The organism is Glutamicibacter sp. FBE19 (assembly GCF_015524875.1).
In the GTDB taxonomy this organism is placed as follows: domain Bacteria; phylum Actinomycetota; class Actinomycetes; order Actinomycetales; family Micrococcaceae; genus Glutamicibacter; species Glutamicibacter halophytocola.
On record NZ_JACKQN010000001.1, the window covers coordinates 157,272 to 177,371 of the forward strand.

The 20,100-nt window shown below is 61.4% G+C and carries 13 protein-coding genes; 11 read left to right on the forward strand and 2 right to left on the reverse strand.

Annotation, left to right across the window (positions count from 1 at the left end):
* Positions 1-14 precede the first annotated feature (14 nt).
* The 10 genes from H6F58_RS00715 to H6F58_RS00760 all read left to right on the forward strand — a co-directional run bounded on the left by H6F58_RS00715 (position 15) and on the right by H6F58_RS00760 (position 17,764).
* Complete coding sequence (locus H6F58_RS00715; protein ID WP_195180854.1) at positions 15-971, forward strand: aldo/keto reductase; 957 nt, start codon at positions 15-17, stop codon at positions 969-971.
* A gap of 21 nt (positions 972-992) precedes the next feature.
* The gene (locus H6F58_RS00720) at positions 993-1,763 is read left to right on the forward strand and encodes an aldolase/citrate lyase family protein (protein ID WP_060703022.1); all 771 of its coding nucleotides are present in this window, start codon (positions 993-995) and stop codon (positions 1,761-1,763) included.
* A 28-nt stretch (positions 1,764-1,791) separates the two neighbouring features.
* Entirely contained in the window at positions 1,792-3,027 is a 1,236-nt protein-coding gene (locus H6F58_RS00725; RefSeq protein ID WP_171919648.1) for an exo-alpha-sialidase, read from the forward strand.
* Positions 3,020-3,700 carry an SDR family oxidoreductase gene (locus tag H6F58_RS00730; protein WP_171919647.1) on the forward strand — a complete coding sequence of 227 codons (681 nt, stop codon included), beginning with the start codon at positions 3,020-3,022 and terminating at the stop codon, positions 3,698-3,700. The genes H6F58_RS00725 and H6F58_RS00730 overlap by 8 nt, the downstream gene beginning before the upstream one ends.
* Positions 3,701-3,815: 115 nt before the next feature.
* Positions 3,816-4,397, forward strand: coding sequence for a hypothetical protein (locus H6F58_RS00735; RefSeq protein WP_195180855.1), 582 nt, complete (start codon positions 3,816-3,818; stop codon positions 4,395-4,397).
* Between the two features lie 368 nt (positions 4,398-4,765).
* On the forward strand, positions 4,766-5,293 hold the full coding sequence (locus H6F58_RS00740) for a copper chaperone PCu(A)C (protein ID WP_244652215.1): 528 nt from the start codon (positions 4,766-4,768) through the stop codon (positions 5,291-5,293).
* The gene (locus H6F58_RS00745; RefSeq protein ID WP_146276899.1) at positions 5,293-6,495 is read left to right on the forward strand and encodes a Dyp-type peroxidase; all 1,203 of its coding nucleotides are present in this window, start codon (positions 5,293-5,295) and stop codon (positions 6,493-6,495) included. Before H6F58_RS00740 ends, H6F58_RS00745 begins: the two co-directional genes overlap by 1 nt.
* Before the next feature lie 34 nt (positions 6,496-6,529).
* The gene (locus tag H6F58_RS00750; RefSeq protein WP_195180856.1) at positions 6,530-7,954 is read left to right on the forward strand and encodes a PepSY-associated TM helix domain-containing protein; all 1,425 of its coding nucleotides are present in this window, start codon (positions 6,530-6,532) and stop codon (positions 7,952-7,954) included.
* Positions 7,955-9,106: 1,152 nt separating this feature from the next.
* Positions 9,107-16,231 carry an SdrD B-like domain-containing protein gene (locus tag H6F58_RS00755; protein WP_195180857.1) on the forward strand — a complete coding sequence of 2,375 codons (7,125 nt, stop codon included), beginning with the start codon at positions 9,107-9,109 and terminating at the stop codon, positions 16,229-16,231.
* A 141-nt stretch (positions 16,232-16,372) separates the two neighbouring features.
* Positions 16,373-17,764, forward strand: coding sequence for a copper amine oxidase (locus H6F58_RS00760; RefSeq protein ID WP_171918479.1), 1,392 nt, complete (start codon positions 16,373-16,375; stop codon positions 17,762-17,764).
* Between the two features lie 6 nt (positions 17,765-17,770).
* On the opposite strand, the gene H6F58_RS00765 is transcribed toward H6F58_RS00760, so the two are convergent.
* Positions 17,771-18,730: a COX15/CtaA family protein gene (locus tag H6F58_RS00765; protein ID WP_171918478.1), complete on the reverse strand. Its 960-nt coding sequence runs from the start codon at positions 18,728-18,730 to the stop codon at positions 17,771-17,773.
* Between the two features lie 7 nt (positions 18,731-18,737).
* The gene (locus H6F58_RS00770; RefSeq protein ID WP_171918477.1) at positions 18,738-19,541 is read right to left on the reverse strand and encodes an alpha/beta hydrolase; all 804 of its coding nucleotides are present in this window, start codon (positions 19,539-19,541) and stop codon (positions 18,738-18,740) included.
* A gap of 62 nt (positions 19,542-19,603) precedes the next feature.
* Here H6F58_RS00770 and H6F58_RS00775 point away from each other — a divergent pair, with 62 nt between their 5' ends.
* On the forward strand, positions 19,604-20,074 hold the full coding sequence (locus tag H6F58_RS00775; RefSeq protein WP_171918476.1) for a MarR family winged helix-turn-helix transcriptional regulator: 471 nt from the start codon (positions 19,604-19,606) through the stop codon (positions 20,072-20,074).
* Positions 20,075-20,100 lie beyond the last annotated feature (26 nt).

Consider the following 20,100-nt stretch of genomic DNA (forward strand, 5'->3'; position numbering starts at 1 on the left):
AGGAAGCAAAGACAATGCCCAAGAACACCCCGGCAGCATTGGTCCTGGGAACCATGACCTTCGGCGACACCGCCGATGCCCAAGCCAGCGAGCAGATGCTCAATACGGCATTGGACGCGGGAATCACCCATATAGATACAGCCAACGCCTATGTCGGCGGGGCCACCGAAGAGCTGCTGGCCACCTTGCTGGAAGGCAAGCGCGACTCGGTATTCCTGGCGTCCAAGGCGGGAATGCCCCATGCGGACGCCGGCGAGGATTCGCCCTTGTCCCCAGCGGCATTGCGCCGAAGCGTGGAGGCCTCGCTGCGGCGGCTGAACACCGACCGCCTGGACCTGTTCTACCTGCACCAGCCCGACTACGCCACCTCGCTGGAAGCGACCTTGGGCGAAGTCGCGAAGCTGCACCAGGAAGGCAAGATCCTGTCCCTGGGCGTTTCCAACTTCGCCGCCTGGCAGATTGCGCAGGCAAGGCATGTGGCCGAGTCGGTCGGCGCGCCGCCACCTGTGGTGGCCCAGCAGCTGTACAACCTGGTGGCGCGGCGCATCGAAACCGAGTACCTGCCCTTCGCCCAGGCCAGCGGGGTGCAGACCATGGTGTACAACCCGCTCGGCGGCGGACTGCTCACCGGGCGCCATAGCTTCGCGCAACAGCCGCAGGAAGGGCGCTTCGGCAGCTCCCGCCTGGCCAGCATGTACACCGAGCGCTACTGGGATGAAGACCTCTTCAAGGGCATTGAAGCGCTCACCGCACTGGCCAAGGACGCCGGCATCAGCCTGATCGAGCTGTCCCTGCGCTGGCTGGCCTACCACCAGGGCGTCGACTCGCTGCTGCTTGGCGGGTCCAAGGCAAGCCAGCTCGAATCCAACATTGCCGCCATCGCCAAGGGGCCATTGGAGCAGAACCTGGCTGAGGCAGCTGCAGCGGCCACCGCCTCGCTGCACGGCCCGATGCCTGCCTACAACCGTTAACAAGAAAGAGACACCAACGCCATGACCTCAGCAGTTGCCACCGAATTCGCCCGCAAGATCCGTGACCGCGAACCAGCCGTCGGGTACTGGGTGGTGCTCGATTCGCCGGTATCCACCGAACGCATCGCACGCCTGGGCTACGACTACGTTGCCCTCGACGCGCAGCACGGCCTGATCGGCTACAACGGAATGCTCACCGGGCTGATGGCCATCGACGCCTCCGGCCAGGCCGCCGGTGTTGTCCGCGTGGAAGCCAATAACGCCACCGCCATTGGCAAGGCCCTGGACGCTGGCGCCGTGGCAGTCATCGTGCCGCTGGTCGACAACGCGCAAGACGCCGCCGACGCGGTCAAATACGCCAAGTACCCGCCGCATGGCATCCGCTCCTACGGACCCATGCGCTCGGCCCTGCGCGTTGGCCCGGTACCAGCGGAATCGGATGCCACCACCATGGTCTTCGCCATGATCGAGACTCCGGGCGGGTTGGAGAACGTCGAAGAAATTGCCGCCGTCCAGGGCCTGGACGGGCTGTACGTCGGGCCCAGCGACCTGGCCCTGGCCATCGGCGCCGCGTTCCCAGGGGATCCGGCGATCAAGGAGGAATTCGAGGCCGCGCTCAAGCGGGTCAGCGCGGCAGCACAGCAGGCTGGCATTGCCGCCGGCATCCACAACGCCAACGGAGAGCTGGCCCAGCAGCGCCTCGGCGAAGGATATACCTTCGCCACGGTGGCCTCGGACCTGACCCACCTGGAAGCAACGGCCGCGGCCCACCTGCAGCAGGCCCGCTCCTAGCACCGAATAGACAGCAAGGAATCAGACAATGTCGTTGACCGATTTTTCCACCATCAACCCCGACGGGCAGATCCACGAGGATGGGCCGCTGGCCTACGCCTACCTGCCGGCACCCACCGTGCAATCCCACGCAGCCAACCTGATGACCCTGGGCAACGGGGATCTGGGCTGCGTCTGGTTCGGCGGAACACAGGAAGGGGTGGCGGATATCAGCATCTACTTCTCCACCCTGCAGCGCCTGCCCGAGGGGCAATGGGCGGAAAAATGGTCGCCGGCACAGCAGCTGTCCAGCGACTCGACCCGTTCCGAGCAGAACCCGATCCTGTACCGCCACGGTGAGGATCTCTGGCTGCTGTACACGGCCCAGCACGCGGGAAACCAGGATACTTCCGAGGTGCGCCGCCGCATCTCCAGCGACCACGGAAGCACCTGGTCCGACCCCGAAACCCTCTTTGCCGCCAGCGACCACGGCGGGGTCTTCGTGCGCCAGCCACCGGTGCAGGTCGGCGAACGGCTATATGTTCCGGTCTTCCGCTGCGCTACCGTGCCAGGGCAAAAATGGGTGGGGGACTTCGACGACTCCGCACTGATGGTCTCCACCGATGGCGGAGCCACATGGACCGAGCAGATTATCGAGGGTTCCACCGGCTGCGTGCACATGAATGTCGCGGCGCTGGCCGACGGCAGCCTGCTCGCGCTGTATCGCAGCCGCTGGGCCGACTGGATCTATGCCTCGCGTTCCGAGGACGGCGGGCTGACGTGGAGCGTGCCGGAAGCCACCGAATTGCCGAATAACAATTCATCCATCCAGTTCGTCTCCATGAATGATGGCCGCTTGGCCTTGATCTACAACCACTCCCAGGCCACTGAGCAGACCGAACGCCGGCTGTCGCTCTACGACGAGATCGACGATGAGGGATTGGATTCCAGCGTCGATGGCCCGGTGGTGTTCGAACCGGTGGCCACCGGGGAACCCGGGGTGCAAAAGGCCTTCTGGGGCACGCCCCGCGCGCCGCTGACCGTGGCGATCTCATCGGATCAGGGCAGAAGCTGGCCAGCACGAAGGAACCTCGAAGTGGGGGACGGGTACTGCCTTTCCAATAATTCCCGCGAGGGGCTGAACCGGGAATTCTCCTATCCTTCCATCCACGAAGGCCAGGATGGGGCCCTGCACCTGGCCTACACCTATTTCCGCCAGGCCATCAAGTACGTGCGCATCGACCCTTCGTGGGTCAGCGCGCCGGAGGCAAGCGATCATGCCTAGCGCTCTGGTCACCGGGGTCAGCTCCGGCATTGGCGAAGCGATCGCCCGCGCCCTGCTGGAAGCCGGCTATGAAGTCACGGGCCTGAGCCGCAGGGCACCGGCCATCGCCGATGAGCGCTTCTCCTGGCGGAGCACCGACCTGGGAGACCTGGGCCAGGTCCAGGAAGCCGCGGAGCAGCTGGCGGCGCCCGATCTTTTTGTCCATGCCGCGGGCTATATGGCGACCGGGGCATTGGGCGAGCTCAAGGCGGAGGATCTGGCGGGGATGCACGCGGTTCATGTGCAGGCGCCAATGGTGCTGCTCAATACCCTGGCACCGAAGATGGAGGATGGCTCCCGGATCATCTTGATTGGCAGCCGGACCATGAGCGGTGTCGCTGGCAAGAGCCAATATGCCGCTACCAAGTCAGCGCTCGCCGGGCTGTCGCGCAGCTGGGCCATGGAGCTGGCGCCCCGTGGCATCACCTGCAATGTCGTGGCGCCGGGGCCCACTGATACCCCGATGATGGTTGATCCGCGCAGGGCGGGCGTCCCGCCGGTCACGCCGCCCCTGGGCGCGCTCGTGGATCCCGCCGATGTGGCCGCCCTGGTGCTGTTCCTGGGCGGGGAGCATGGCAACTCCATCACCGGCCAGGTGATGACCATCTGCGGCGGCGCGTCGCTCAAAGGCTGAGCCCGCGTCCGGCCGGGCCTGCCGGAGAGTGAATCCCGTATCTGACATACTGTTGCCTGTGGAAAAAACCTCCCGTTCAACACGTGTGCTCAGAGGCATGGCGGTCGCGTTCTGCGTGACTTTCGTATCGCTGCTATCCCACGTGCTGGCCGGAGGGGCAGTGCCGGGCGTTCTGAATATCGCCCTGCCGCTGTCGTTGTCATCGCTGGTCTGCACAGGGCTCAGCGGACGCCATTTCACGCTGCTTCGGCTGGCCATCATGGTGGCCATCAGCCAGATGCTGTTCCACCTGATGTTCTCCATGGGGTCGGGCCATGCGTCGATGGCGCAGCCGAGCCCCGGGAATTTCGGCGCGCATGGCATGAGCATGATCCTCGAGATCCCGCGGGACTCGGCATTGCCGATGCCTGGACACGGTGATGCTTCCATGATTATCGCCCACGTTATTGCCGGTATTGCCACGGTGCTCTTCGTGCATCGCGGGGACCAGCTCATGTCCAGTCTCGCCGGCCTCATGGCCCTTTGCCACTGGACCCGGTTCTGGGTTCTCCTGGCCTATTCGCACCAGCCGCCCGCACCCCTAACTGCTCCTCCGGGATGGGAAGAGCCGCGGGCCTGCACCTTGGCGGTGTACTCGACAAGCGTTATCCGGCGCGGACCTCCGCTGGTGACAACAGCGCAGAACACCGCCCATTAATCGAAGCTAGGCTTCGCTACCGCAGTTTTGACCCCTGCGCAGGACCTGATGGCGGTCTTATTCGCCGCGCACGGAACTTTCCCTGCCGGGATTTGTGATGCCCATGGCTGACTGGCGAGCGCCAATGAGCGCTGACCCAGGAGATCAAATGAGGCCAGCCTTTCGCTTCATGTCCCCGCATCGGGCACACTGCCGCATGTTCTCGCCGCAATTTTCTGCGCATTCCCATCCCCGCATTACGGGGTGTTAGCACGCTGGCGGCGCCATTTCACGCTGCCGGATTCCAGTCATGCCAGACGGGCACGCGGCCCGCCTCGCGCTCTCGCGAAGCCATCTCAGCGCTTCGCGCAAAATTCACAGGATGACCCTTGAAAAAATCATTTGGCCTTCGTGCCACCGCGCTTGGCGCGAGTTCCTTGATCCTCCTTGCCGGCTGCGCCGCTCCTGAACCCGGCGCTGCATCGCCTTCCCCGGCAGGAACCACCATTGAGGTAAAAGACCTCTGGCTCAAGGCAACACAAGACGATATGTCCTCGGCCTTCGGCACCATCGAAAACACCGGGGATCGCGCGGTGACCATTACGCAGGTCTCCAGCGCGGTATCGGGTGATACCGGATTGCATGAGACCGTGGCCAATGAGTCCGGGGCCATGGTCATGCGCGAGAAAACCGGAGGTTTCACCATTGAAGCCCACGGGAAGCTGGAGCTTGCACCCGGCGCGAACCACCTGATGATCATGGATCCGAAGAAACCGCTCAAGGCCGGTGATGAAGTGGCTCTCACCTTGGAATTCTCCGATGAGAGCAGCTTCGATTTCACAGCGCCGGTCAAGGATTTCGCCGGGGCCAAGGAAAGCTACGATGAATCGTCGTCGCAGAGCGGACATGGGCACTGATGGGAGCGGAACGCTCCGGGACCGCTACGCGGCCAAGCCGCCGGGGACTGCTGATTGCAGGTGCCGCGTCAGGCCTTGGAGCAGTCGCCGCGCTGGGTATTGAATCACTGGCAGATTCGGCTTCTCCTCCCGGTGCGTCCGAGCCTTTGCACGGGCAGGAGACCATTCCCTTTTATGGATCGCATCAGGCCGGAATCGCCACAGCGCCCCAAGCCTACGCAGCGTATATTGCCTTGACGCTGCGCGACGAGGTGGACCGGGACAGCGTTCAGCGGCTGCTCCGCATACTCACCGATGACGCTGCCAGGCTGACGCAGGGCCGTGAAGCGCTGGCCGATACCGAACCTGAGCTGGCGCACCTGCCGGCACGGCTCACCGTGACCTTCGGGTTCGGGAGCAGAATAGCCAAGCTGGCAGGTGCGTCCACCTCGGAAGTCAAGCCGTTGCCGGAATTTGGCATCGACCGGCTGGAACAGCGCTGGTGCGACGGCGATTTATTGCTGCACATCGCTGCGGATGACCGGCTCACTGTGTCCCATGCACAACGCATGCTGCTCAAGGACGCGCGCAGCTTCGCCACGGTGAAGTGGACGCAGGCAGGTTTCCGCAGAGCCCGCGGGTCAGAAGCCAGCTCAACGACAATGCGCAATCTCTTCGGCCAGATCGATGGGACTTCCAACCTGGCACCTGGCACCCAGGAGTTCAACCAGCTTGTCTGGAACAAGGATTCAAGCACCACCATGGTGCTGCGCAGGATCCGCATGAATCTGGAAACCTGGGATGAACTGGATCGGCCCGCGCGGGAATTCAGCGTAGGCCGCACTCTGGACAACGGCGCGCCCTTGACCGGTGCCCTTGAACATGATGAACCGGACTTCCGCCGGCTAACGGTTAATGGCTTCGCCGTGATTGGAGACCAGGCCCATATTCGGCGCGCCCGCTCGGAGAATCCGGAAGAACGGATTTATCGCAGGGCCTACAACTACGACGAACCGCCCACCGGCGAGAACATCTCTGATTCCGGGCTCATCTTCGTGTCCTATCAAAAGAGCGTTGCCAAGCAGTACGTGCCATTGCAGCAGCGGCTGGATCAGCTAGACGCACTGAACCAATGGACAACTCCCATCGGGTCTGCCGTTTTCCTGATCCCTCCGGGCTGCCAGGAGCACGGCTTCATCGGCGATACGTACTTCACCGCCTGAGATCCCCGACTTTTCACTTTTTCAAGGAACCATCATGACTCTTCTGGAGACTTCACCAGAATCATCTTCACCCCAGCGGCCCCGCCCAGCGGGCAAGGGCTGGTTTGGGCAGCTGTTGCTGCGCCTGCATTTCTACGCAGGAATTTTCGTTGGCCCCTTCATCCTGGTTGCGGCGCTCAGCGGTGCGCTGTACTCCGTGATGCCCCAAGTCGAGCAAGCGGTCTACGCCCGGGAACTGCACGCCCCCGTTGCAGATGCCTATTTGCCACTGGCACAACAGATCGAGGCAGCCAATGCCTACCTCGGGGACCAGGATACGCCTGCTGCTGTTCGCCCGGCCCCGAACCCGGGCGACACCACCCGGGTGATGTACTCCGAACCCGGGTTGGGCTCCAGCGAAATGAGAGCTGTTTTCGTGGATCCTGCCACCGCAGAAATCCGCGGAGACCTGACAACCTACGGAACCAGCGGCTCCCTCCCGCTGCGGACCTGGGTCGACCAGCTGCACCGGAATCTGCACCTCGGCGAACCAGGACGGCTTTACAGCGAGATGGCGGCATCCTGGCTGGGGATTATCGCCCTGGCCGGAATCGGCTTGTGGGTCCAGCGGATCAGGAAAACGAAACGCAAGAAGGATCTGCTGCGCCCTAGCATCAGCGCCAAGGGGTATCGAAAGCTGGCTAGCTGGCACGGTTCGCTGGGACTGTGGATTCTCATCGGTGCATTCTTCCTCTCTGCCACGGGCATCACCTGGTCAACCTTTGGCGGGGCGAATGTGGGCGAACTCCGCTCGGCATTGAACTGGGGAACCCCGTCGGTGAACACCGAATTATCCGATTTCGCCGATTCCTCCGGCGACGAGCATGCCCATCATCACGGGGTGGACTCAGCACAATCCGGGAAGATGGTGAACCCGGCAGCTTTCGACACAATGCTGTCGATAGGCAAGGAAATCAACATTAATACTCAACTGGTGGAAATCAAGCCTCCCGCAGCGGAAGGCAAAGCCTGGGTAGTGCAGGAAATCCAGCGTTCCTTCCCGACCGAAGTCGACGCGGTATCGATTAATGGCCAGAACCTGGAAGTTGTCGATCGCGTTGATTTCAAGGAGTTCGGCCTGGTTGCGAAACTTTCACGCTGGGGCATCGATATCCATATGGGCACCATGTTCGGACTTCCGAATCAAGTGCTGCTGTTCCTACTCGCCTCGGCGATCGCCGCCATGGTGATCCTTGGATACGCGATGTGGTGGAAACGCCGCCCTACGCGAAATTCTGCACAGTTGATGGGCAAGCCACCGAGGCGCGGTGCCTTGTCGCGCGCACCGTGGTGGGGATCAGCACTGTTACTGCTGGCAGCCGCGGCAGTAGGAATTCTCCTACCGTTGCTTGGCATCAGCCTGGCGGCGTTCCTGGCCGTGGATCTGATGGTTGGGAAATTTCACGCACGGCGTGCCTGAAACGGAACGGGCTGCTGCTGAGCAATTGGCTCGGAAAGCTTAGTGTGTCCAAGGCAGGGCCATCCTCCGCGTCCAGACGACGCGGTCGATGGCCCTGCCTTTGCCCTGTCCAAATAGGCAAGGCTCTGCGTTCCATCGTGCAGGCCTGAAAAAATGCGAGCCGGCGCGAGCAGTTTTATCCCGGGCCACGGACTGCCGGCTGCTCGGTGGCGAAGCTGGCGCAGGATTCGATGCGAGTTGGCCCGATGGGCAGATCCAGAAAAAGGGGATATGCGGTTTTAACCCCACGTGCACCGTGCAAAATCTCCGGTATTGCACCTTGATAAATCACTGTCAGCAACCTGATAAAAAGCTGAATATACGATGAATCGATAAACCGTGCCATCCTCCAAAAGTAGTATTGACGCTGCTAGATTCTTGTGTTGACCTGTCGATTTAACGAACTTTTGATGAATTAGCACGTAATATTCACGCACATGGGTAACTCTCAGGAAATTGCTTGCTAGTTTTACGGTACACATGAATCAACCGAAACTGCCCAGATGTTAGTCATTGCAAGCAACGGAGGACGAGAAATGAATACAATCACTGCTCTCTTTGATTTCCGCAAGGAGCATATGAACGGTCTGTGGAGCTAACTGCAGACCTCACGGCGCCATTCCAGGTGAAACCAGCTGCTTGGCGTTGCTACTAAAAGAGGATTCGGCACTTTCCTTGCCGATTAGACCGGCCTCAATTATGGATCAATCCGCGCTATCTTCTCTTACGCCGAGGATTTGGACGAAAGTTCAGCCGAAACCGCGTGCGGGATAGGCGTTCCACCGAAAAACCCAGCACTCCCATCACTGAGAACCCTCGGATGGGAGCATTTGGCGACGGGCAAAAACGCTGCCAAGACAAGTCGCCACGCACTTTGTAGCTGGATGATTCGACCATCCATCCTTTCACCATCTGGCGGACAAATCTTTAGTCAGAAGCATTAATCGCTTTCGCATGCCTTTTTTGAGTAGTCAAACGACAATCATCGATCAGATTAATTTTAAGAAACTTACGTCAATCTCTTGTGCTTTCCCCTGCAAACAGGCTTGGATAAACCTTGGGGAAACCTTGGGACAAAAATCACAAGCACTTCAAAGCAAGGAGGGTGTCCGTATGCGACGCTCAGAACGCAAGACAGCACCTGCAGTAACTGCCGGATGGTGGAGACGGCCAGTAGCACTGGGAATGGTCTCCTCGGTTGCTGTCACGACTTTCGGCCTCCCTGCGATGGCCGACGTAGACACCCAGCCAGATGAAACCACTGAGGCAGCAGCCAGCAATATCGACTTGAGCCTGATTGGTCAGGAACTTGCCGGTGGCGGACAGAGCCGGGCTCTGTTCCCTGGGGGACCAGCAACCGATGATGGTGCACTGAACGCATCCCTCCTCGGCGGACAGATGCTCGATCTGGGCGGCTTGAACCTGCCGATCGACCAGATCATCGACTACGGAGAGCTTGGCGCTCTGCTGTCGCAGTCGACTGCCACCGACGCCAAGAATGGCGAGGCGATTTCTGGTATCGCCGGTGCCGATGGTTCCGTCAGCCTCGATGGTGAGGCTGGTGGATTTGGTACCGCAAAACTAGACCTACTTTCTTTGTTCCGTGCAACCGGAACTGACGGACTGACCGACGACATCGTCAGCAAGGCGGAATTGACCGCCGGCGTTGGCGGCGCACACGTCGAAGCCGTAGATGGCGCATTCCAGGATCCTGATGGCGTGGGTGGCGACGGCCAGTATCGCGTAGCCGAAGCAAATCTTGAACTTGAATCGCCAATCGTCAGCCAGATTGCCAGCGGAATCTACGACCAGCTGGCAACGGTCGACCAGACTCTGGAAGACACCGTCAATGGGATGAGCCAGCTCACTGACTTGCTCAATACCATCACGTCGGCACTGCCTGTCGGTGCCACAATTGACGTCTCTGCCGAGTCGAACATCCAGGAAGAAGTCTTCCAGGAGCTTTTGGCGCAGCCGATCACCTCCAAGAACGAAGTGCTCAGCATCGATCTTTCGACGGGCAAGCTCTACGTCGACCTGGACAAGGCCTACTCGGGTGAGCGTCCAGAGGGCGTCGACCTGCCTGACGGCATCAACAACCAGAACCCGAATACCGAGCTGATCAGCAACGAGATCTACCCGATCATCGCTGAGACGATCCACGACCTCATCGAAGAGGTCATCAAGGTTGCCACCAACGCCATCGAAGGCGCGATTTCCAGCATTACGCTGAACTTCGAATTGACCCAGACTGCGCCGATTGTTGGCGAGACCGTTGCAAACTGGAGCGTCAACCTCGGCGCCGAGAACGTGGCACCGGTAGACTGCACCGGTGCAGGCTGTGCCGTAATCGAGCCGCTGATCAACACTACGCTGATCCCGCTGATCAACACCGCAGTGGTTCCGATCCGCGACTTCCTGGTCGGCGACGGCGGACACGCCATCTACGACCTGCTGATCACCGACATCAAGACCAATGCCATGACTTTGCCAGTGCGTCAGGTTCTGGAGCCAGTCTTCACCCTGATGGCACAGATCGTTTCGGTGCAACTGAACCGCCAGGTCACCACGACCTGCGAAGGACCAGACGGCACCCTCACCGACAGCCTTGAGGTCTCCGCACTGAGCATCGGCCTCCTGCAGGCTGCTGACGCAGGACGCCTGAACCTCGGCACCGCCGGTGTTCGCATCGGCGCATGTGACGACGCTGCAGTCATCAACCCGGCGATCACCTTGGACCCAACCTCGGTTGCTCCAGGCGAATCCACCAACCTCACCGGTACCGGATTCACCCCGGATGGCGATGTCACCCTGCAGCTGACCGATCCTTCGGGCAACCCAGTGGGCGACCCGATCACCGTGCCAGCCGACCCTGAGGGCAACGTTCCTTCGACCGCCATTCCAGTGCCTGAAGGTTCCGCGCCGGGCGACTACAAGGTTGTGGCTACCGACGTCACCACCGATACCCCGGTAGAGAGCCCGCTGACCGTCACCGACGGCGGCGTACAGCCAGGCAACGGCTCCATCGGAGACCTGGTCTTCGACGATGCCGACATGGACGGCGTGCAGGACGAGGGCGAAGCCGGCGTTCCAGGCACCGTCGTGAACCTGCTGGATGCCGATGGCAACCCGGTCAACGACGCCGACGGCAACCCGCGCACCACCACCACCGACGAGAACGGCATCTACTCCTTCGGCGAACTGCCGGAGGGCGACTACACCGTGCAGTTCGTTGCTCCTGAAGGCAAGGCATTCTCGCCTGCAGACCAGGGCGGCGACGACGCTCTCGACTCGGATCCAAACGCCGAGGGTGTTACCCCGGTTATTTCGGTCACCGCCGAGACTCCAACCACCGACGCAGTGGATGCTGGTCTGGTTGACGACGACGCGGCCATCGACCCGGCCATCACCTTGGACCCAACCTCGGTTGCTCCAGGCGAATCCACCAACCTGACCGGTACCGGATTCACCCCTGAAGGCGATGTCACCCTGCAGCTGACCGACCCAGATGGCAACCCGGTCGGTGACCCGATCACCGTGCCAGCTGACCCAGAGGGCAACGTTCCAGCCACCGCAATTCCAGTGCCTGAAGGTTCCACACCAGGCGACTACACCGTCGTGGCAACCGATGTCACCAACGATACCCCGGTAGAGAGCCCGCTGACCGTCACCGACGGCGGCGTGCAGCCAGGCAACGGCACCATCGGCGACACCGTGTTCTCGGATGACAACGGCGACGGACTGCAGGACGAAGGCGAAGCCGGCGTACCAGGCACCGTCGTAAACCTGCTGGATGCCGATGGCAACCCAGTCAACGACGCCGACGGCAACCCTCGCACCACCACCACCGACGAGAACGGCAACTACTCCTTCGGCGAACTGCCGGAGGGCCAGTACAGTGTCCAGTTCGTTGCTCCTGAAGGCAAGGCATTCTCGCCTGCAAACCAGGGCGATGACGACTCGATCGACTCGGACGCCGGCAGCGATGGTCGCACCCCGGCGGTGGCCCTGACCTCGGCAGCACCGGCCAATGACACGGTTGACGCCGGTCTGGTCGACGCTGATGGCGAGATCAACCCGGTACTGTCGCTGGATCCGACCTCGGTCGCTCCTGGCGAATCCACCAACGCCACCGGTGACGGCTTCACCCCTGAGGGCGACGTCACCCTGCAGCTGACCGACCCAGAGGGCAACCCGGTCGGTGACCCGATCACCGTTCCGGCCGACCCTGAGGGCAATGTTCCAGCCACCGAAGTACCGGTTCCAGCTGACGCCCAGCCAGGCGACTACACCGTCGTGGCTACCGACGTAACCACCGATACCCCGGTTGTCAGCAACCTGACCGTCACGGACGGCGGCGCGCAGCCAGGCCCAGGTTCGCTCGGTGACTTCGTCTTCGAGGACACCAACAGCGATGGCCTGCAGGATGAGGGCGAGCCTGGTGTTCCAGGTGTTGTCGTGAACCTGCTGGATGCCGATGGCAACCCGGTCAACGATGCTGATGGCAACCCTGTCACCACCACCACCGACGAGAACGGCAACTACTCGTTCGGCGAGCTGGCGCTTGGCGGCTACACCGTGCAGTTCGTTGCTCCTGAGGGCAAGGCCTTCTCGCCTCAGGGAACCAACGACGACGGTGCTGTTGACTCGGATCCGAATCCTGAGGGTGTCACCAACGTCTACACGCTGACCGAGGAAGCACCGACCACCGATCAGGTGGATGCCGGCCTGGTTGACGATGACGCTGTTGTTGATCCTTCGGTCACCCTGGACCCAACCTCGGTTGCACCAGGGGAGTCCACCAGCCTGACCGGTAGCGGCTTCACCCCTGAGGGCGATGTCACCGTGCAGCTGACCGACCCAGAGGGCAACCCGGTCGGTGACCCGATCACCGTCCCAGCCGACGCCGAGGGCAACGTTCCAGCTACTGAAATTCCAGTTCCTGAGGACGCCGCACCAGGCGACTACAAGGTAGTGGCTACCGACGTCGCCACCGATACTCCGGTAGAAAGCCCGCTGACCGTCACCGATGGAAGCCTTCCAGGTGGCAACGGCGAGCTCGGCGACCGGGTCTGGAACGATCTGGACTCCGACGGCGTCCAGGACGATGGTGAAGCTGGCGTTTCAGGAGTCACCGTCAACCTGCTGGATGCCGAAGGCAACCCGGTCAACGACGCTGATGGCAACCCTGTTACCGCAACCACCGATGACAACGGAAACTACACCTTCGCCGGGCTTGCACTGGGCGAATACACCGTGGAATTCGTTGCTCCGGAAGGCGCATCCTTCACCCAGGCCAACGCCGGCGATGACGATGCTCTTGACTCCGACGCAGCCGAGAATGGACGCACCGAAGTGGTGGCGCTGACCTCCACCGCTCCTGCGAACATGACGGTTGATGCCGGTATTGTCGACGCTCCAGCTGTGGACGAGGCCACCGTGACGGTGAACCCGACCGAGGTGAAGCCAGGCGAGGAAACCCAGGTGACCGGCGATGGCTACGCGCCGAACTCGGACGTGACCGTTCAGCTGGTTGACCCTGAGGGCAACCCGATCGGCGACCCGATCACTGTCACCACGGATGAGAATGGCCACTTCACCACCCCGCTGCCAATCGGCGAGGACGTGGAACCAGGCGATTACAGCGTGAGCGCAGAGGACGCCGAAGGCAACAAGGACACCGTGGACTTGACGGTCGCGGAACCAGACGGCGAGAACCCTAACCCGAACCCAGGTGGCGACGGCGAGCTCGGCGACCGCGTATGGCGCGATGCCAACAGCGACGGCATCCAGGACTCCAACGAATCCGGCCTGGCCGGTGCCGTGGTGAACCTGCTGGACGCTGAAGGCAACGCCTACACCGACGCCGAGGGCAACCCGATCACCACCACCACCGATGACAACGGCAGCTACGCCTTCACCGGCTTGGCACTGGGCGAGTACATCGTTGAATTCGCGGCACCTGAGGGCGCTTCCTTCTCGCCAGCAGAAGCTGGCGACGATACGGCAGTGGACTCCAACGCCGGCGAGAACGGCCGCACCAGCACCGTGACCTTGACCGCCGCCGCTCCAGCTGACCGGACCATTGACGCGGGTATCGTCGATGCTCCTGCAGTCGAGGAAGCAACGGTCACTGTCAACCCTGATGAAGTGGCTCCGGGCGAGGACACCACGGTCAACGGCGAAGGCTATGCCCCGAACTCGAAGGTCGATGTCCAGCTCAAGGACTCGGAGGGAATGCCTGTTGGCCAGTCGGCCGAGGCTACTACCGACGAGAACGGCAGCTTCAGCAAGGCAATCACGGTTCCAGAAGATGCAGTTCCTGGCGATCACACCGTAGAAGCCACCGATGAGGAGGGCAACTCGGACGACGCTCCGCTGACCGTCACCGACCCGGATGGCAACTCCGGCGATGACAACGGCGAGCTGGGTGACCGCGTATGGCGCGATGACAACGGCAACGGCCTGCAGGACGATGGCGAGTCGGGCCTGGGCGGTGTCACGGTGAACCTGCTGGATGCCGAAGGCAACCCAGTAGCAGGCGAATCGGGCGACCCGGTCACCACCACCACCAACGAGAACGGCACCTACACCTTCGCTGGCCTGAAGATTCAGCAGTACATCGTTGAATTCGAAGCACCAGAGGGAGCCTCCTTCGCACCGGCAGGCGTGGGCGAGGACCGCGGCATCGACTCCGACGCCGGGGAAAACGGCCGCACCGAGGTTGTCACTTTGACTAGCCAGGCTCCTGTGAACCAGGGCGTGGATGCCGGCATCACCGATGCACCGGCAGTGGAGGAAGCTACCGTTACGGTGAATCCGGAAACCGTTGCACCGGGTGAAAGCACCACGGTCACCGGTGAGGGCTACGCACCGAACAGCGAAGTGACCGTCACGCTGACCGACAAGGACGGCAACCCGCTGGGCGAGCCTGTCATGGTCACCACCGACGAGAACGGGCACTTCAGCACCGAGGTAACCGTTCCTGAAGATGCCGAGGACGGCGACTACACGGTCGCTGCCGAGGATGCCGAAGGCAACAAGGACACCACCGTCCTGAAGGTCGTCGATTCGGATGGCAACGGCAACGATGGCGCTTCGATCGGTGACTTCGTCTGGAACGACTCCAACAAGGATGGAATCCAGTCCGAGGGCGAGGCCGGAGTACCAGGTGTCGGTGTCAGCCTGCTCGATTCCGAAGGCAACGCAGTGCTCGATGTCGACGGCAACGCAGTGGTCACGACCACCGGCGAAGATGGCAAGTACGGCTTCGGCGACCTGAACTACGGCGAATACACCGTACAGTTCAACGCCCCAACCAACGCCACCTTCACCACCGCAGGCGCCGGGGATGACCGCTCCAAGGACTCGGATGCAAACCAGGACGGACGCAGCGCTGCAGTTCAGCTCTCGACCGCCTCGGCCAGCAACCAGAGTGTTGATGCCGGTCTGATCATCGATGAGAACGCCGAAACCCCAACCTTCACCGTCACTCCTGACGAGGTAGCACCGGGCGAGGAAATCACCATCGATGGCGAAGGCTACGAGCCGAACACCAACATCACCATCGAGTTGCGCGACAAGGACGGCAACGTGATCGAGACCATCGAAGTCATGACCGACGACGAAGGCAAGTTCACGACCAACATGACCGTCCCTGAGGATGCGGAAGAAGGCGATTACAAGGTCGCCACCGTTGATCCAAAGGGTGTCGAGCAGACCCGCGACCTGCGAGTCACCGACAAGGACGCCAACACTTGCGCCGCTGAGGAATCCATCACGGTAACTCCTTCGAAGGTCAAGGCCGGAGAAACCGTAACCGTGAAGGGCCAAGGATTCGCCGAAGGCCAGGTTGTAGAAATCACCGTCACCGGTGAGGACGGCAAGCAGGTCGAGGTATCCATCGGCGATGCAGCTGCCGGCCAGCTGATCACCATCGATGAAAGCTGTGGCTTCGAGTTCAAGATCCAGCTGCCTGAGGACATCAAGGAGGGGCCATACACCGTAGACGTCAATGACGAAGACGGCAAGACCATTGACTCCGGCGAGTTCGAGGTAGTCGGTTCGAACGACAACAACGGCACCGACAACGACGGTGACAACGACAGCGACAACGACAATGACGGCCTGGCTAACACCGGTGCTGAAGTTATCGGATACTCGGTGCTCGGCCTGCTGGTAGCAGCCGGCGGTGTCGCCCTGACAGTAATGGCTCGCCGCCGCTCGCAGCGCAGCTAATCAAGACAACGACAGATGATTGTGATCTGTTGTAAATAACACCAAGATGGGGAGCCTGCTTGTGGGTTCCCCATCTTGGCGCGTTAAGCACGTGAATCCAAGAACGCAAGAGAAAGCCAGCTCTTTACTAGACTCATGACTGTGCTCAGCAACTTACTTTCGAAATCATTGACCGGCCTGGGCCTTGCCGTGGCCGTCACGCTTCTGGCCGGCTGCCAGAATGCCGCCCCGCCTGCCACGACCCAGTCCTCGAATTCCGCTTCGCCCCAGGAACAGGGGAGCTGCCGGGAAGGAAGCCAAGCGCTATCCAAGGACATGACCAGTGGCGCCACCTGGTCGATGTGCTTCTCCGTTGATCCCAAGCTCGGCATGGTCTTGAGCGACATTGCCTTCGCCCCACCGGCCAGCGAGCCGATCAAGCTGATCAGCTCGATGTCGCTGGCCCAGCTGGAAGTGCCCTATGACGACGGAGGGCGTTCCACTTCGGATATCACCACCGCCGGATTCGGCGGGCCGAATATGCATTCGCTGACGGAGATCGAATGCGCAGGCGAGCTGAAGAAGCATCCGATTCCCACCATCGGCGATGGCACGAAATTCGGCACCATCGAGGAGCGCCCGGTGCTCTGCAGCGACATGGTCGATGCGGGACTGTCCTATCGCTCGGCGGAGGTCGGCGAATTGCTGGCCAAGCGCAAGGACGACTGGCAGCTGTCAACTATTTCAAAGGTCGGCTGGTACGAATACATCAACCAGATCACCTTCGGCGCCGATGGCACCATCCGCCCCTCGCTGGGCGCCACCGGCGACCTTTCCCCGGCGGACTACAGCGATGCGGAGCACGGCAGCGCTGTTGGCAGCGGCGAGCACGACCATGCCTCCAGCCACTCGCACAATGCGGTCTGGAAAATCGACTGGGCCCTGGGCGGGGAAACCGGGCAGAAGATCGAGCAGTACGACTCCAAGCCAACCGGCAAGGAAGGGAAGCATTCACCGATCGTTGAAGGCGAGTACTCGACGATTTCCACCCCTGCCACGGCCAAGTGGACCGACAAGCGCTGGTGGAAGGTCTCGGCTCCAAAGCTGCTCAACGAGGATGGGCATGTGATGTCCTACGAAATCAGCATGGGCAAAACCGACAGCTTCACCTTCATCGACGACCAGCGCAACCACGAGCACTCGGATGATGGCGATGACAGCATCGGCTACGATGTCGCCTTTACCAATGCGGATGAATGCCAGATATACGCCACCTATAACCGCGGCACCTGCGGGCGCGGAGTGCTGGACTATGTCCAGAAACAGAAAGATGAGAAGCTCGATGACATGGTTTCCTGGGTCGCCGTGGGCTACCACCACGTGCCCCGGGACGAGGAGCAGTCTCCCATGGAAGTGCACTGGCAGGGCTTCAACCTGATTCCGCGCGACCTGACGGCCCAACGCCTGGACGTGCCCGAAAGCCGGCAGGATCTCAACGGCAAGCCGCAGGACTGGGACGGGCAGATGCCGCCCGAGGAGCAGGACGCCTCTTGATGCTCCCTAGGCCTGCTGGCTTTGGGACATCAGGTACCCCTGGGTGCGGACGAAGATGATGGCTGTTGTGGCCGCCAGAAGAGATGCCAGAACCATGTGGAATCCCACGGCCAGTTCAGGCAAGCCATTTCTGGCCTGGAAGATGCCCAAGGCTGCTTGCATGGCCTGGATGGCCACCAGGAGAGCCGCCCACTTCCATGATTCATGCTTCTTCGAGTGCAAGACCAGGGCCAGGAGCAGCGTCATCACGATGAGCAGGTAGCTCGGCCAGGCATGGACGTGTTGGAGAATCACCGCATTGAATCCATTCCTTCCTGCCGCCGCGTCCCCTGAGTGAGGCCCGGCTCCGGTAGTGAGCACACCGAGGACGACCGTCACAGCGGTGAGGCTGGCGGTGGCCCACAGGCTATTTTTCAGCCATCGCGGAGATGCAAGGCCCGCGGGGGTTCTTGCTCCGGCGCCCAGCCGGTGTACGAAGAGCGCACTGAGGCAGACCAAGGTGAGGGATGCGAGGTAGTGGAATCCGACGATGAACGGATTCAGTCCGGTGAGGACCGTGATTCCTCCGACCAGTGCTTGCGCCATGACGCCCACGAGTACCGAGCTGGCCAGGATGTACAGGTCCTTGCGCTGCGCTCTGAGCTGGAAAACGCATAAGAGGAGGGCTAAGGCGAGCCCTCCAACCAGTCCGGTCAGGGTCCTGTTCCCGAATTCGATCAACCCGTGAATGCCCATTTCAGGAGTATTCACCAGTGATTCCGGAGTGCACAAGGGCCAAGTAGGGCAGCCGAGGCCGGAGGAGGTCAGGCGCACGGCGCCACCGGTTGCGATGACCAGTACTTGGGCCACGAACGAGCACCAGGCAAGCACGGTGACCTTGCGATCGAGGCGCGTGGGCAGGCGCAACCTGCGCGCCAGGGATGCGGGATTCTTCACGGTGGTGGCGAGGGGAGGCCGATTCGACATGGATCTTCTAACGGTCTAGCAGGAAGGGGAGGAAACGCCCGGAGATCAACTGGTGGGCTTCGGATATTGAAACCAATGCCGTGCCATCACCTGGCTGGAGGCCGTAGTCGCCAAACTGTGCGTGGGTCACGCCGTTCAGCGTGGCGCTGCTGGCATTCTCGGAAAATTGGTGTTCGAAGTTCTCTACTTCTTGCCGGTTGATGACTTCGTCCCGGTCGCCATACAAGGCAAGCACATCGAGGCCCGGATGATCCGATACCTCAGTGGAAGCACAGTACGAGGCGAAGAGCAGCAGGCTAGACACCTGCGGATCGTCCGCGAATTGGCACGCTTTGACTCCGCCCATGCTGTGGCCGCCAACAGCCCAGGTATCGACTTCTGGTGCGAGGGCCATGAAGCTGTCGAGATTTCCAAGCTGGAGCAGGGCAATGTTCAGCGGCGGTTTGACGATGATGACGGTGACTCCGTGATCAGCTGCTTCCGCGAGCAGTGATGCGTAGGCCTGTGGTTCCACCTTGGCTCCGGGAAAGAAGATCAGGCCTTGCCCGGTGGGATCATCGGAGGGCTTGATTCTGATTGCGTCGCCAAGGTCTTCATAGGCGAGGTGCGCGTCGGATTGCACCTTCTCCAGGCGCTCGGCGTTGGCAGGATAGCTTGACGACGCCCAAATTATCGCAGCGGACAGGGCTGCGACGAGCAGCGCCGATACGGAGAGGAGCGTTATCATCCACTTGCGGCGCCAAAGGGACTTTTTGGTTGTTCCATCCGGTGCGGGATCTTGATCGGGGGCATCGGGAGCTGGTGAAGGCATGGCATCTTTCCTGAAAATAAATAGTACGGTTACCGTAGCATATGGTGGGATAGAATCCATACGTGAGCACTGAACCAAAGCCCGGCAGGAATTTGTCCGCGGCTGCCTTGAGAGAACTTCAGGACGCATTCGGTGCTGCCAGCGCGGAGCTGGCTCGACGGATGACGATGAACTCCACGGATGCCCTGGCTATCGAGTACATTGCGCTCTCGGCAACCGCGCTGAGCCCCGGGGAGCTCGGGGAACGATTGGCTATTACCCGTTCCTCGACAACAGAGGTGATAGACCGGTTGGTTGCTGCCGGGCATGTCGAGCGGATACGAGATGAGCGCGACCGCCGCCGATTCAGGCTGATTCCAACGGCCCAAGCCAAAAACCGGGTCCGCGCCGAAATCTCTCCTCTGGTCGGGGCGCTCAACGAGGCTTCTGCGGGGTTTTCCAGCTCCGAGCGACTGGCAATTTCGACCTATCTGGACAGGGTGATCGACGCTTATCGCGGCTTCGCCTCTGAGGCGCCGCAGGCGGACGGCTGAGTCAAAGATCGCCAAGAACTCTGCAT